We start from the raw sequence: 14988 nt of genomic DNA, 5'->3' as shown, positions 1-14988 counted from the left end.
ACTGAAGACCTTGCGCCCGCGGCCCGCTCTCGGCGGTGGTGTCCGGGAGCGTTCGAGAGTTCGAATTGAGAGGTAGCGCGTGTCGGATTCGTTTGTCCATCTGCACAACCACACTGAGTACTCGATGCTCGACGGGGCGGCCAAGGTCAAACCGATGATCAGTGAGGCCGCCCGGTTGGAGATGTCCGCGATCGGCATGACCGACCACGGAAACATGTTCGGCGGCAGCGAGTTCTACAACGTTGCCACCGACATGGGCGTCAAGCCCATCATCGGTATCGAGGCGTACATCGCACCCGAGTCGCGCTTCAACACCAAGCGTGTCCTGTGGGGCAACCGGGACCAGAAGGGCGACGACGTCTCGGGCAGCGGTGCCTACACGCACATGACGATGGTTGCCGAGAACGCGACCGGCCTGCGCAACCTCTTCAAGCTCTCGTCGCTGGCTTCCATCGAAGGTCAGCTGGGCAAGTGGTCCCGCATGGACGCCGAGGTCATCGCGGCTCACGCCGAAGGCATCATCGCCACCACCGGGTGTCCGTCCGGAGAGGTCCAGACCCGTCTGCGGCTCGGTCACGAGCGCGAAGCACTCGAGGCCGCCGCCAAGTGGCAGGACATCTTCGGCAAAGAGAACTTCTTCCTGGAGTTGATGGAGCACGGCCTGGAGATCGAGGGCCGGGTGCGCGAGGGGCTTCTCGAGGTGGGCCGCAAACTGGGGATTCCGCCCCTGGTCACCAACGACTGCCACTACGTCACCAAGGGTCATGCCGCCAGCCACGAGGCCCTGCTCTGTGTGCAGACCGGCAAGACCCTGTCCGACCCGACGCGATTCAAGTTCGACGGCGACGGCTACTACCTCAAATCGGCCGCGGAGATGCGCGAACTCTGGGACAAAGAGGTTCCCGGCGGCTGCGACAACACACTGCTCATCGGCGAGCGCGTCCAGAGCTACGCCGAGGTCTTCGAACATCGCGACCGGATGCCGATCTTCCCGGTGCCCGAGGGTGAGACGCAGCCGAGCTTTCTGCGCAAAGAGGTCGAGAACGGGCTGAAGACCCGCCGGTTCCCGAACCGTGAGGTACCCCAGGAATACCTCGATCGCGCGAGCTACGAACTCGACGTGATCATCCAGATGGGTTTCCCCGCTTACTTTCTGGTGGTCGGCGACCTCATCCGGCACGCCAACGAGGTCGGGATTCGCGTTGGCCCGGGCCGTGGTTCGGCGGCCGGATCACTGGTGGCCTGGGCGCTGGGCATCACCAACATCGACCCGATCCCGTACGGCCTGCTGTTCGAGCGATTCCTCAATCCCGAGCGTGTGTCGATGCCCGATATCGACATCGACTTCGACGACCGCCGCCGCGGTGACATGGTGCGGTATGCCACCGAGCGGTGGGGCAGCGACAAGGTCGCACAGGTCATCACGTTCGGAACCATCAAGACGAAGGCCGCGATCAAGGATTCGGCCCGCGTCCAGTTCGGCCAGCCCGGCTACGCCATCGCCGACCGCATCACCAAGGCGCTGCCGCCGCCGATCATGGCCAAGGACATCACGATTGCCGGTATCACCGATACCAGCCATGAGCGGTACAAGGAGGCCAGCGAGGTCCGCGCGCTCATCGAGACCGATCCGGATGTCAAGAAGATCTACGACACCGCACTCGGACTCGAGGGCCTGATCCGCAACGCCGGCGTCCACGCCTGCGCGGTGATCATGTCGTCCGAGCCGCTGACCGAGGCGATCCCGGTGTGGAAGCGCGCACAGGACGGCGCCATCATCACCGGCTGGGACTATCCGTCGTGTGAGGCGATCGGCCTGCTGAAGATGGACTTCCTGGGGTTGCGCAACCTCACGGTCATCGGCGACACGATCGACAACATCAAGCTCAATCGCGGCATCGACCTCGACCTCGATTCGTTGCCGCTCGATGACCCGGCCACCTACGAGCTGGTGGCCCGCGGCGACACGCTCGGCGTCTTCCAGCTCGACGGCGGGCCCATGCGCGAGCTCCTCAAACGTATGCAGCCCACCGGCTTCGGTGACATCGTCGCTGTCCTGGCGCTCTACCGCCCGGGTCCGATGGGCATGAACGCCCACAACGACTACGCCGACCGTAAGAACAATCGGCAGCCGGTCAGCCCGATCCACCCCGAACTCGAAGAGCCGCTCAAGGAGATCCTGGCCGACACCTACGGTCTGATCGTCTACCAAGAGCAGATCATGCAGATCGCGCAGAAGGTCGCCGGATATTCGCTCGGTCAGGCCGATATCCTGCGTCGCGCCATGGGTAAGAAGAAGTTGTCGGTGCTGGAGGAGGCCTACGCCGGCTTCCGTCAGGGCATGTTGGACAACGACTTCTCAGACGCCGCGATCAAGGCACTGTGGGACACGATTCTTCCGTTCGCCGGATACGCGTTCAACAAGTCGCATGCCGCCGGCTACGGCCTGGTCTCGTTCTGGACCGCGTACCTCAAGGCCAACTACCCGGCCGAGTACATGGCCGGGCTGCTCACCTCGGTGGCCGACGACAAGGACAAAGCTGCGATCTATCTGGCCGACTGCCGTCGTCTCGGGATCACGGTGCTGCCGCCCGACGTGAACGAGTCGCAGCAGAACTTCGCCGCCGTCGGTGAGGACATCCGCTTCGGCCTGGCCGCGGTGCGTAACGTCGGAACCGGCGTTGTCGCCTCGATTCTCGATGCGCGCGAAGAGAAGTCGAAGTTCACGAGTTTCTCTGACTACTTGGCGAAGATCAATGTGACGGCGTGCAACAAGAAGGTCACCGAATCGCTGATCAAGGCCGGTGCCTTCGACTCGCTCGACCATCCGCGCAAGGGTCTGTTCCTGGTGCATGCCGATGCGGTCGACGCCGTGCTCGGTACCAAGAAGGCCGAGGCGCTCGGACAGTTCGACCTCTTCGGCGACGCGGGCGGAGACGGCGGCGGCGGCGTTGCCGACGACGCATTCGCGGTGAAGGTGCCCGACGAGGAGTGGGATTCCAAACACAAACTGGCGCTCGAACGAGAGATGTTGGGACTCTACGTGTCCGGGCATCCGCTCAACGGTGTCGAGCACGTCATCTCGGCCCAGACGGACACGTCGATCTCGTCGCTGCTCGAAGGCAACGCCAAAGACGGTGCTCAGATCGTGATCGGTGGCATCATCTCGGCGGTCACCCGGCGGGTGAACAAGAAGGGCGAGTCGTACGCCGTCGTCCAGATCGAGGACATGGTCGGTGGTGTCGAGGTCTACTTCTTCCCGAGGGCCTACCAGGCATTCGGCATGGACATCGCGGCCGACGCGGTGGTGCTGGTGAAGGCGCGGGTCAACCTGCGGGACGACAGCATGATGATCTCCGCGAATGATCTTGCCGTGCCCGACCTTTCGCACGTCGGCGTCGCCAAGCCGGTGTCGCTGATCATGCCGACGAGGTTGTGCACCGCCGACCGGGTCAGCGCGCTCAAGCAGGTGCTCGTCCGCCATCCCGGAACGTCCGACGTCCATGTCCGGTTGACCAGCGGGTCCAAGGAGACCACGCTGAAACTCGACGATCAGCTCCGTGTCAATCCGACGTCGGCGCTGATGGGCGACCTGAAGGCGCTGTTGGGACCCTCGTGTCTGAGTGTCTGAGGTGTGTCTGAGGGGAATAGTGCGGGGTACCCGCGGAGTTGAATCCGCGCGTATGACCAACCAGGAAAGAGGATCAGTCGATGCCATTGCAGGGTGAATACGAACCGAGTCCCACCGACTGGGCACGCAAGCAGGCGGACCAGATCGTCGAGACTGGCGGCACCAAGGGAACCGAGCTGAACGGCATGCCGGTCGTGGTGCTCACCACGCTGGGCAACAAGTCCGGCAAGCTCCGCAAGTCCCCGCTGATGCGTGTGGAACACGAAGGCAACTACGCGGTTGTCGCGTCGCTGGGCGGCGCCCCGAAGAATCCGGTCTGGTACTACAACGTAGTGGCACATCCGCAGGTCGAACTCCAGGACGGCCCGAAGGTGCAGGACATGGTCGCCCGCGAGGTGTTCGGCGACGAAAAGGCGACCTGGTGGGAGCGTGCGGTGGCGGCGTATCCGCCGTACGCCGACTACCAGCAGAAAACCGATCGTCAGATCCCATTGTTTGTGCTCGAACCCGCACGATAGCGGGCAGGTGTGGCGGCGGCACCGGGGTTTGGGTGAAGTGAGACGATTGCTCCCGTGACTAGTGGAGCTTCGACCGACAACAGCATCGCTCAACCCCTGGATGCGGCCGCCATCGACGCAGCGGCGTCGCGCATCAGTGATGTGGTCGTCGCCACGCCGCTGCAGCTCTGCGAGCGGTTGTCGGGGCGCACCGGCGCAACGGTCTACCTCAAGCGGGAAGACCTGCAGTTGGTGCGCTCGTACAAGATTCGTGGTGCCTACAACGTGATGGCGCAGCTCACCGACGCCGAACGCGCCGCCGGTGTGGTCGCGGCCAGTGCCGGCAATCACGCCCAGGGTGTGGCGTACGCGGCCCGCACCATGGAAATCCGGGCCCGGATCTATGTCCCGACCAACACCCCCAAGCAGAAGCGTGACCGGATTCGCTGGCACGGTGGCAAATTCGTCGAACTGATCGCGATCGGCGACACCTACGATGCGGCGGCCGCCGCGGCGCTGACCGATGTCGCGGCAACCGGGGCCACCTGGATTCATGCGTTCGACGACGCCCGTACCGCTGCCGGCCAGGGCACCATCGCCAAGGAGATCATCGCCCAGCTCGGTGTGGTGCCGGATCTGGTGGTCGTACCGGTGGGCGGCGGAGGTGCCTTGGCCGGGATCACCACCTATCTGAGGGCGCACAGCAGCAAGGTGCGCATCGTCGGCGTGGAACCGACCGGTGCGATCTCGCTCGGCGCGGCTCTGGTCGACGGCGGGCCGGTGACCTTGGACCAGATCGATTCGTTTGTCGATGGTGCCGCCGTCAGGCGCATCGGCAAGATCGGCTACGACGTGATGGTGGCCGCCGGCGCGACCGTGGCCCCACATCCGGATCTGCCGCCGTCGAGCACGGTCCACCATGACATCGACAGGTTGCCGGTCGGAGGCTCGCACATCACACACGTCGACGAGGGCGCGATCTGTTCGGCGATGTTGGAGCTCTATCAGAACGAGGGCATCATCGCCGAGCCCGCCGGTGCGCTGGCGGCGACGTCCCTCGATGACTTGCCGATCGAGCCGGGCTGGAACGTGGTCTGTCTGCTCTCCGGCGGCAACAACGACGTCTCGCGGTACGGCGAGGTCATCGAGCGGTCCCTGGTGCACCGTGGGCTCAAGCACTACTTCCTCGTGGATTTCCCGCAGGAACCCGGTGCGCTGCGTCGATTCCTCGACGACGTTTTGGGCCCCGACGACGACATCACACTGTTCGAGTACATGAAGCGCAACAACCGGGAGACCGGCGCGGCGCTGGTGGGCATCGAACTCGGATCGCCGGACGGTCTCGGGCCGCTGCTCGACCGCATCGACAAATCGCGGCTGACCTGCGAGCGCCTCAAACCGGGTTCGCCGGCGTACCGCTACCTCACCTGACCACCCGACCCCAAACGCTCCAGATTTACGAAGACGCTCCACAAATAGGTGGAGCGTCTTCGTAAATCTGGAGCGTTTGCGGCTGCGGGGTGGCGGTCAGTCGCGGCGGATGATGACGGTGTTGTGCCCGGACATCGTGTTGTCTGGGGCCGGGGGCTGCCATGCCAGCAGGACGGTGCCGGTGAACGGAAGCGCTATCGGTGTCTCGGTCAGCGTCACAACAGTGGTGATCGTGCCGCGGTGCATCGCAAACCACGTCCCGTCGGCGGCCCAGTCGGTGCCCACCGAATCGAAGGTGTCCGCGGTGAGCTCGGGTTCGCGTGCCCGCAGGGCGATCAGCTCCCGGTAGAAGTCGAGGACCTGGGCGTGCTCGCCCATGTCGATCTCCTCCCACCGCAGCTTGGACCTCTCGAAGGTCTCCGGATCCTGGGGATCGGGGACCTCGGCGGCATCCCAGCCGTGTTCGGCGAACTCCGCTTTGCGACCCCTGGCGGTGGCCTCACCGAGTTCGGGCTCGGGATGGGAGGTGAAGAACTGGAAAGGCGAACTTGCCGCCCACTCCTCACCCATGAACAGCATGGGGGTGAACGCCGAGGTGAAGACCAGCGCCGCCTTCACCGCCAGCTGCCCTGAACTCAGGTACTCGCCGGGCCGGTCACCGATCGCGCGGTTGCCGATCTGATCGTGGTTGCAGGTATAGGCGACCAGCGAGGTGGTCGCGATCTTCGCCGGATCGATCGCCGCGCCGTGTCGCCGGCGCCGGAACGACGAGTACGTACCGGCGTGGAAGAAGCCTTCCCGCAGCACCTTTGACAGACTCTCGAGGCTTCCGAAGTCGGCGTAGTAGCCCTGGCGCTCACCGGAGACCGCCGTGTGGATCGCGTGATGGACGTCGTCACTCCATTGCGCCGCCAGTCCGTATCCGCCGAACTCACGCGGGGCGATCAGCGTGGGGTCGTTGAGGTCGCTCTCGGCGATCAGGGACAGCGGCCGGCCCACCCGGGCCGAGAGTTCGTCGGTGCGGATCTGCATTTCGTCGAGCAGATGCAGGGCGGTCCGGTCGACGAGGGCATGCACGGCGTCCAGGCGCAGACCGTCGACTCCGAAGACGTCCAACCAACGCAGCGCAGAGCCGATGATGAACTCCCGGACCTCGTCGGAGTCGGCTTCGTCCAGATTCACCGACTGCCCCCAGGAGTTGGCGCCGGAGGTCAGGTACGGGCCGAAGTTCGGCAGGTAGTTCCCCGACGGGCCCAGGTGGTTGTAGACGGCGTCGACGATGACGCCGAGTCCACGCAGGTGCGCGGCGTTGACGAACCGCGCCAACGCGTCCGGACCGCCGTAGGGTTCGTGGACCGCGTACCAGCCGACGCCGTCGTAGCCCCAGTTGTGGATGCCGTTGACCGCGTTGACCGGCATGAGTTCGACGAACTCCACTCCGAGACGCACGAGGTGGTCGAGTTTGTCGATCGCCGAATCGAGGGTCCCGCCAGGGGTGAACGTGCCGACATGCAGTTCGTAGATCACCGACCCGGCAACGCGCCGGCCGGCCCAGTCTGTGTCGGTCCAGATCTCGGGCGCGACCTCGTGGACCTGGCTGAGTCCGTGGACGCCGTCTGGCTGCCTCGGCGACCTCGGATCGGGGAGCGGTTCGGTGGCGTCGTCGATCAGGTAGCCGTACCGGGCACCGGAGGCCGCATCGACGGGTGATACCCACCATCCGCCTGGCCGCGGCGTCATCTGATGTCTGGTGCCGTCGATCAGCACGTGCATCTGCTGTGCGGCGGGGGCCCACACCGGGAGAAGTGTCACTCCCAAACCGTATGTCCTCGAAGCGCAGATCGCTGTTCGGCCGATTGCTGGCTTCGGATTGGGCCGATGCGCTAAGTTAACGGGGAATCGCACCAACTGACGATCCGGTCGAAGGTTTGGACTAGTGTGACTACGCGCACTTGCAATTTTCGGGGAGGTCGCCGGAGGCGCGTATTGCATAACTTGCATTACGCGTGCGGCTTTCCTGAGAGGAAAGCGTGTTCGTTGGTTGGTTTGATATCGATGTGGCAGTATGAGCGAACTCACATGATGCGGGTACGTGTGGCGGGGACAACGAAGGCAGGGTGTGACTACACAAATCGTGACGGCAAGCTCAGGGGGCGCTGCCGCGACGCGCAATAGAACGGCACCGCTGAGTCGGTGGTTTCGCGAGCACATCGTTGCCTCGTTCGAAACCTTCGGCCGGCAGATGACGCTGTTCCTCGAAGTCTTCAAGGTGCTCTTCGTCGACATCGTCAAGCGGCGGTTCCCGTTCGGCGAGTTCATCCGCCAATGTGCGTTCATGGCGAACACTTCCGTGATCCCCACCTTGCTGGTGGCGATCCCGGTCGGTGTGATCGTCTCGATCCAGGTCGGCAACATCGCCAATCAGATTGGTGCCACATCGTTTTCGGGTGCGGCCACCGGTCTCGGCGTGATCCGGCAGGGTGCTCCGCTGGTGACCTCGTTGTTGCTGGCCGGCGCAGTCGGCTCTGCCATCGCCGCCGACCTCGGCTCCCGGACCATCCGGGACGAGATCGACGCCATGAGGGTGATGGGTGTCAACCCGACGCAGCGGCTCATCTCTCCGAGGCTGCTGGCAACGATGGTGGTCAGTTTCCTTCTCTGCGGCTTCGTCTGCTTCATCGGCTTCGTCACCGGGTACGTGTTCAACGTCTATGCGCAGGGTGGTACGCCGGGTAGCTATACCGGCACATTTGCGTCATTCGCCAGTCCGGCGGACCTCGCATTCGCAATTCTCAAAGCGGTGATATTCGGGGCCATCGTCGCCGTTGTTTCGTGCGATCGCGGCCTCAACACGAAAGGCGGGCCCTCCGGTGTGGCGAACTCGGTGAACGCCGCGGTGGTCAATTCGGTCATCCTGTTGTTCACCGTCAACGTCATCCTGACCCAGATCTTCGCCGTGATCGTCCCGACGAGGGTGGTCTGATGGTTGCGTCCAAGTACACGCCCCCGATCCTCAAGCCGATCGAAATGGGCAAGAAGGTCTACTCCGGACCCCGTGACGTCCTGGTTCTGATGGGCCACCAGGTCACGTTCCTGGTTCGCTCTGTCGGGGCGGTCCCGATCGCGTTCAAGCACTACAGCAAAGAGATCTGGCGTCTGCTGTCCGATGTCACCTGGGGCAACGGCGCGATCGTGGTCGGCGGAGGCACGATTGGTGTGATCATCCTGCTCGGCATCATGGGTGGCGCGACGGTCGGTATCGAGGGCTACACGGCGCTGAACCTGCTCGGTATGTCGCCGGTGACCGGTGCCGTGTCGGCGTTCGCCACCACCCGCGAACTCGGACCGCTGCTCGCTGCGGTGGCATTCACCGCGCAATCCGGTTGCCGGTTCACCGCACAGTTGGGATCCATGCGCATCAGCGAGGAGATCGACGCACTCGAATCGATCGCGATCCGTCCGATGCCGTACCTCGTCACCACCCGGATGATTGCCGCCGTCATCTGCATCATCCCGCTGTACTCGGTCTCGCTCGCCGCGAATTACATTGCCTGCCAAGTGATGTTCCAGGTGCAGAGCGGCCAGGGCAGCGGTGTGTATCTGTCGTACTTCTCGCAGTTCATCCTGTCCCGCGACATGGTCTATTCGGTCATCAAGGTCGTCATCTTCGTCATGTTGACCACCTTCATCCAGTGCTACTACGGCTTCTTCGCCTCGGGAGGTCCCGAGGGTGTCGGGGTTGCCGCCGGACACGCGATCCGATTGTCGATCATCGTCCTGGTCTTCGCGAATCTTCTCTTGACGCTGGTCTTCTGGGGTCTGTCGCCCGGTATCAGGATCTCGGGGTGACGACATGCAGGTAGACACAACCGGGCGTAATCCATCGGCGACGCAGTACCTTCTGCGCGGCGTCGCCTTCGTCATCGTTCTGGTGCTGATACTGGCGGTACTGGCATTGCGATACCAGGGTGCGTTCGACGAGAAGGTCGAGGTGACCGCAAGTCTCGAGGACATCGGGGACGGTCTGGTCAGTCAGGCCGATGTGCGTTACAACGGGCTCATCGTCGGCGTGGTCACGTCGATCGACGCCACCGAGACCACGGCGTCGGACGTGAACATCAATATCATCCCGGAGCAGGCGCCGGGCATCCCCGCCAACGTGACCGCCCGCACGGTTCCGAGCAACCTGTTCGGTGTGAATTCGGTGGAGCTGATCCAACCTACCGAACCCACCGGTCACCTCTCGACCGGGAGCAAGATCGCCGCGGATGAGTCCAAGGAGACGATCGCCCTGCAGTCGGTGCAGAACGAACTCCGCGAACTGTTCACCGCGGTGCCACCGGAACAGATCGGTCGCGTCCTGGCGACCATCGCCGAGGCGCTACGTGGCGGCGGCAATGTGTTCAGCGCATTCGTCGGGACACTCGACCAGTACTGGGACCAGATCAACGCACAGTTCCCAGACGGCGCGCCGCCGGGATTCGACAACTTCAACTCCTCGATGCGCGGTATCGAGCAGTCCACACCGGAACTGCTCGACGCGATGGGACGAGCGGTCGTGCCCTCCCTGACGATCATCGAGCGTCAGCGTGAACTCGTGAGCACCCTGACCGCCGCGCAGGGCATGATCGACGGGCTCCAGACGCTGTTCGCCCGCAACGGTGACGGTGGAATCCGCATCGTCAACGACCTCAACATCATGACCGGAGCGATCGCCGTGGACGCCGACGCACTGCCCCAGGGGCTGCGCGCGCTCAACGTACTCGCCGGCAAGGTCTTGACGGTGTTCACCGGAACCAACGGAAAGCCCCTGCTCAACATCGGTGTCAGCTTCAGCCCGTTCCAGATGTACAAGCATCAGAACTGCCCGGTGTACAACGGCGGTGAATACGGCATCACCCGCGGGCCGGGTTGCACCGGACCCGGCACCGGCACCGGCCCCACCAACTCGGGACCGCTGGCGATCACCCCGGCCAGTGCGACCACCGACACGAACGGTGGATCCACAGGTCAGCCCGGTGTGGTCACCACCGCCAGCGACAACAAGACCTTGGAGGCTGCGCTCGAACGCGAGCCGTCCGCTGCCGACACGCTGATGCTCGGTCCACTGGTGCAGTCCGTCCAGGTTCAGCGAGGTGAGGGATGAGCTACCGCAAGCCGTTGATCGGATTCTGCCTCTTTGCCGTTCTCGCGCTCGTGCTGACCTGGACCATCTGGTCGACGCTCGAGCGATCGGTCCCGGGTGAGACGGCCAAGTACACCGCCTACTTCAACGACGTGTCCGGTCTGCACGAAGGTGACGACGTCCGGATGGCCGGAGTCCGCGTGGGTCGGGTGGCGTCGATCGAGCTCGACCGCAACCGCGCCGAGGTGAAGTTCGAGGTCCAGGACGATCAATCGATCTTCACCAACACCCGGGCATCGGTGAAGTATCAGAACCTCATCGGGCAGCGCTATCTCGGACTCGAACTCGTCGAGGATGCCGCCGAGCAGCAGCCGATGGAGGCGGGATCGACTCTGCAGGAACCGTCGCAGGACTCCTTCGATGTGTCAGCGCTGCTGGCCGGGTTCCAGCCGGTGTTCGACACCCTCGAGCCCGAGCAGGTCAATCAGCTCTCCGAGAGTCTGGTCCAGACCTTCCAGGGCAATCAAGTGTCCCTGAGCTACACGATCGCGCAGGTCGGCGAGGTCGCGGCCGACTTCGCCAACCGCGACCAGGTGATCGCGGCCGTCATCACGAACCTCAGTGCGGTGATGGGGGATCTGAGCAAGCAGGGCGAACAGATGCAGGAGCTCGTGAACAATCTGGCAGGACTGATCGAGGGCCTCAATTCCAACTCACCCGCGCTGGGCGCGGCGGTGGACAGCATCGGCAGCGCTACCGACCGTCTAGGCGGACTCATCGGTCAGATCCGTCCGGATGTCGAAACCATCGGAACCGATCTGAGAACCACCACCAGCGAATTGATCGGAGTCGGCTCCAAGCTCGATCAGATGGCCATCGACCTCCCACTGTTCCTCGTGCACTTCCCGATGGCGTTGGGGCAGGGCACGTACCTGAACATCTATGCCTGCGACCTGGACGTGTCCATCGGCGGGGTTCTGTTCCCGCCGGGGTTGATCAGTCAGATCGGTGGCAGCGAACACTCGGCGGTGTGCCGATGAGCGCATTGAATTCAGATCGCGCACGCGCGAGCTGGCACAAGAACCGGTACACCTGGCTCGGTGTGATCGGCGCGGTGGTGTTGCTGGTCATCGTTTTTGCGACTTTCATGCTGTCGGACGCGGGCATCGGCAAACGTGAGTACACCGGTGACTTCGCCCAGGCCGGCGGCATCCGGGCGGGGGACAAGGTCCGGGTCGCGGGTATCGATGTCGGTGAGGTCTCGTCCACCGAGCTGGCCGGCGATCACGTCAAGATCGACATGGAGGTCAACAACGACGTCGAGGTGATGGTCGACGGTTCGGCGGAGATCAAACTATCCACGTTGCTCGGCCAGCGGTTCATCGACCTCAAGGTTGGTGACTCGACCGAGGAACTCGGGGGCCCCCGAATCCCCAACACCCAGGTGCCGTACGACCTGCAGAAGACCATCGAGCGTGGCACGCCGATCCTGGCCGACATCAACGCCGGCGACCTCGCCGACAGCGTCGACGCGCTGAACAAGCAGCTGGCCGATGCGCCAGGTGTCACCCGGCAGACACTGGATGCGCTGACCCAGATGTCGCAGGTGATCACCGACCGCACCGATCAGATCAACCTGCTGGTCCAGGACACAGAGACCGTGACCGACGTGATCAACAGCAGTCAGTACCAGCTGTCGGTGATCGTCGGGCAGGGACAGTTGCTGGCCCAGAAGATCGCCACCCGGCAGGAGATGGTGGTCCGTCTGCTCGACGGCGTCGCCCAGCTGTCCAATGAGATGGAGGCGCTGGCGGTCGAGAACAACAACGAGTTCGCCCCGCTGGTCATGAACCTCAACACGATCTCGGAGGGCATGGAGAAGAACAGGGACAACCTGCGTCACCTCCTCGAGGTGCTGCCGCTGACGGTCCGTACGATCGCGAACACCACCGGCTCGGGTCCCTACGCGATGGGCTATCTCCCATGGGGCCTGTTCCCGGACAACTGGCTCTGCGCAGCAAATGTGGTGCCCGGATGCTGAACCGAACGAAGTCAGAACTGCGCCGGACGATCATCGTTGTTGCGGTCCTCCTCACCACCGCTCTGGTGGGTTCGGGCTGCTCGCTGATCCCCGAGGGCTGGAAACACGCTGCGGGACAATCGATCAAACTGACGGCCTACTTCGACAGCGTCGCCGGCCTGTACGTCGACAACGACGTGTCGGTGCTCGGGATGCCGGTGGGCCGGGTCTTGTCCATCACCCCGCAGGGTGAACACGTCAAGGTCGAGTTCACCGTCGACACGGACGTCCCGATTCCCGCCGATGCCACCGCAGCGATCATCAACACCTCGCTGGTGACCACCCGGCACATCGAGTTGTCGCCCACGTACGCCGAGGGGGCGAAGCTCAAAGACGGTGACACCGTGGCGAAGGCGAAGGCGCCGGTCGAGATCGGCACGCTGTTCGACTCGGTCGACAACCTGGTCCAGGAGTTCCAATCCGATCCGGACGGCAACGGGCCGCTGGGCGACATGCTGACGATTTCGGCCGGCATCTTCGGCGACAACGGTCAGCGGATGAAAACTGCGATCGAGGAGCTGAGCAAGTTCGCGCAGGTCGGTGTCGACAACGGAGACGCCCTGGTCGAGGTGATCAAGAACATGTCAGCATTGACCACCGAGCTTGTGGACAACTATCCGAAGATGACCGCGTTCTCCGCGTCGCTCACCGAGGTGTCGCAGATGTTGGGGGAGCAGTCACCCGGTCTGCAGGCAACACTCGAGGCACTCAACCAGACCCTCAACAACACCGCCACATTCCTGGAGACGAACACCTCGACGCTCAGTGGCGCGATGGGCCGGCTGGCCGGGCTGATCAGCAACCTGAGCGACTACTCGCGGCAGTTGGTGGACACGATCGATGTCGCACCGCTGGCGTTCGACAACCTGGCCAATTCCGTGTCGACCGAGCAAGGGGCTTGGCGCGCACAGCTTCTGGTGGACAAGTCGCTGCTCGACAACGAGTTGCTCTCGACCTTCTGTGAAGCGATCAACCTGCATGCCGACGGTTGTCGCACGGGCAAGTTGAAGGACTTCGGACCGGACCTCGGTGTGTTCTCGGCGCTGGTGGAGCTGAACAAATGAGGAACGTGAAGCGGACCGGACAGAGGCGAACCGGACAGCGGCGGACCGGACAGAAGTGGACGGCAGCGCGACTGCGGGCGACCTTGATCGCCGCGCTCGCGGCAACGATGTTGTTGTCGGGGTGTGGCGCGATTCCCGGATTGACCATCGAGCAGCTACCGATGCCCGCACCGGGGGGTGTGGGCGACGGCTACGAGATCAAGGGTTCGTTCGGCAATGCCCTCAACCTGCCCTCGCGCGCGAAGGTGAAACTGAACGGCAACGACGTCGGCCTGGTCGAGTCGATCAGCGCCAACAACTACAAGGCAGATGTCACCATGCTCGTGCGCAAGGACATCGAGCTGCCGGTCGGCACCGGCGCACAGCTCCGTCAGGCAACTCCGCTCGGCGATGTGTTTGTTGCGTTGCTGCCACCGGACGAGGCCACCTCGGCGGCGGTGATGCAGTCGGGCGACACGCTGACCGGTGACATGTCCGAGGCCGCGACGGTGGAGGACCTGCTGGTGACCGCAACCGCGTTCGTCGACGGCGGGGCGATCAAGAACCTGACCGAGATCATCAACGAGCTCTCCGATGCGATCGGAGGCAAGTCGCCGGAATTGACCGGTGTGATCGAGGGCCTGACCACCGGTGTCAGCCGCCTGGCGATGAACACCGAGGAGATCGACACCGCGCTGGAGTCGCTGAACGGGGTGACCACCGATCTGGCCAACGGCCGTACCGAGCTGGTGGCGTCGATCGACACGGTGGGTCCGGCGCTGGCAGTGGTCAATGGTCAGATTCCGTCGATCGTCACCACGATGAACAAGACCAAGGCGGTCACCGACGCGCTGAACGATTTCCTGGACAGTCAGAGCGGGAACACGGTGCAGTTGGCCAACAACCTCGCGGTGGATGTCGAGGCGTTCGGTCGCGCGGCCGGCGAGCTCGGTCCGTTGGCCGACCAGCTCAAGGTCCTGACCCCGAAGTGGGTCGATGCGACCCCGGGCAGTGCCGCGACCGTGTCGGCGCGGGTCTGGTATCTGTCACCCGGATTCGGATTCGATTCCCGCAGCAGGCTTCCCGAGATGGAGGATCTCACCAATGGTGTCAACAGCCTGGAACAGACCCTGACCAGGGTGCTGGCTCGTCTGACCGGCACTCGCGGATGTTGTGGGTGA

Annotated in this window: 11 protein-coding genes; 10 read left to right on the top strand and 1 reads right to left on the bottom strand. The window is 63.8% G+C overall.

Going from position 1 to position 14988, the window contains the following annotated elements; all coding sequences use genetic code 11:
* Nucleotides 1-79: 79 nt before the first annotated feature.
* The 3 genes from dnaE (at nt 80) to ilvA (ending at nt 5559) form a co-directional block, all read left to right on the top strand.
* Nucleotides 80-3631: a DNA polymerase III subunit alpha gene (gene dnaE, locus VIQ49_RS17870; RefSeq protein WP_331886986.1), complete on the top strand. Its 3552-nt coding sequence runs from the start codon at nt 80-82 to the stop codon at nt 3629-3631.
* Between the two features lie 80 nt (nt 3632-3711).
* On the top strand, nt 3712-4149 hold the full coding sequence (locus VIQ49_RS17865) for a nitroreductase family deazaflavin-dependent oxidoreductase (protein ID WP_331886984.1): 438 nt from the start codon (nt 3712-3714) through the stop codon (nt 4147-4149).
* 54 nt (nt 4150-4203) lie between these two features.
* Nucleotides 4204-5559: a threonine ammonia-lyase IlvA gene (ilvA, locus tag VIQ49_RS17860; protein ID WP_331886982.1), complete on the top strand. Its 1356-nt coding sequence runs from the start codon at nt 4204-4206 to the stop codon at nt 5557-5559.
* 96 nt (nt 5560-5655) lie between these two features.
* On the opposite strand, the gene treZ is transcribed toward ilvA, so the two are convergent.
* On the bottom strand, nt 5656-7371 hold the full coding sequence (gene treZ, locus VIQ49_RS17855; protein ID WP_331886980.1) for a malto-oligosyltrehalose trehalohydrolase: 1716 nt from the start codon (nt 7369-7371) through the stop codon (nt 5656-5658).
* Nucleotides 7372-7678: 307 nt separating this feature from the next.
* Here treZ and VIQ49_RS17850 point away from each other — a divergent pair, with 307 nt between their 5' ends.
* From VIQ49_RS17850 to VIQ49_RS17820, 7 genes are read left to right on the top strand one after another with little or no spacing between them, the layout of a single operon-like run.
* The gene (locus VIQ49_RS17850) at nt 7679-8542 is read left to right on the top strand and encodes an MlaE family ABC transporter permease (RefSeq protein WP_414731655.1); all 864 of its coding nucleotides are present in this window, start codon (nt 7679-7681) and stop codon (nt 8540-8542) included.
* Nucleotides 8542-9408, top strand: a complete 867-nt coding sequence (locus VIQ49_RS17845; RefSeq protein WP_331886978.1) for an ABC transporter permease — start codon at nt 8542-8544, stop codon at nt 9406-9408. The genes VIQ49_RS17850 and VIQ49_RS17845 overlap by 1 nt, the downstream gene beginning before the upstream one ends.
* A gap of 4 nt (nt 9409-9412) precedes the next feature.
* Nucleotides 9413-10705: an MlaD family protein gene (locus tag VIQ49_RS17840; protein ID WP_331886976.1), complete on the top strand. Its 1293-nt coding sequence runs from the start codon at nt 9413-9415 to the stop codon at nt 10703-10705.
* Nucleotides 10702-11724 carry an MCE family protein gene (locus VIQ49_RS17835; RefSeq protein WP_331886974.1) on the top strand — a complete coding sequence of 341 codons (1023 nt, stop codon included), beginning with the start codon at nt 10702-10704 and terminating at the stop codon, nt 11722-11724. Before VIQ49_RS17840 ends, VIQ49_RS17835 begins: the two co-directional genes overlap by 4 nt.
* On the top strand, nt 11721-12725 hold the full coding sequence (locus tag VIQ49_RS17830) for an MlaD family protein (protein WP_331886972.1): 1005 nt from the start codon (nt 11721-11723) through the stop codon (nt 12723-12725). Before VIQ49_RS17835 ends, VIQ49_RS17830 begins: the two co-directional genes overlap by 4 nt.
* A complete protein-coding gene (locus VIQ49_RS17825; protein ID WP_331886970.1) occupies nt 12719-13828 on the top strand; it encodes an MCE family protein in 1110 nt (369 codons plus the stop codon). Before VIQ49_RS17830 ends, VIQ49_RS17825 begins: the two co-directional genes overlap by 7 nt.
* A complete protein-coding gene (locus tag VIQ49_RS17820) occupies nt 13825-14988 on the top strand; it encodes an MlaD family protein (RefSeq protein ID WP_331886968.1) in 1164 nt (387 codons plus the stop codon). Before VIQ49_RS17825 ends, VIQ49_RS17820 begins: the two co-directional genes overlap by 4 nt.

Source organism: Williamsia sp. (assembly GCF_036566845.1).
In the GTDB taxonomy this organism is placed as follows: Bacteria; Actinomycetota; Actinomycetes; order Mycobacteriales; family Mycobacteriaceae; genus Williamsia.
Note: the sequence above shows the minus strand (reverse complement) of the source record. Positions and strands in the feature narration are given on the sequence as shown.

What these genes read in the sequence shown, in the direction of transcription:
- VIQ49_RS17865 (WP_331886984.1), top strand. Translation starts at nt 3,712, where the DNA reads ATGCCATTGCAGGGTGAATACGAACCGAGTCCCACCGACTGGGCACGC.
- VIQ49_RS17845 (WP_331886978.1), top strand. Translation starts at nt 8,542, where the DNA reads ATGGTTGCGTCCAAGTACACGCCCCCGATCCTCAAGCCGATCGAAATG.
- VIQ49_RS17840 (WP_331886976.1), top strand. Translation starts at nt 9,413, where the DNA reads ATGCAGGTAGACACAACCGGGCGTAATCCATCGGCGACGCAGTACCTT.
- VIQ49_RS17835 (WP_331886974.1), top strand. Translation starts at nt 10,702, where the DNA reads ATGAGCTACCGCAAGCCGTTGATCGGATTCTGCCTCTTTGCCGTTCTC.
- VIQ49_RS17830 (WP_331886972.1), top strand. Translation starts at nt 11,721, where the DNA reads ATGAGCGCATTGAATTCAGATCGCGCACGCGCGAGCTGGCACAAGAAC.
- VIQ49_RS17825 (WP_331886970.1), top strand. Translation starts at nt 12,719, where the DNA reads ATGCTGAACCGAACGAAGTCAGAACTGCGCCGGACGATCATCGTTGTT.
- VIQ49_RS17820 (WP_331886968.1), top strand. Translation starts at nt 13,825, where the DNA reads ATGAGGAACGTGAAGCGGACCGGACAGAGGCGAACCGGACAGCGGCGG.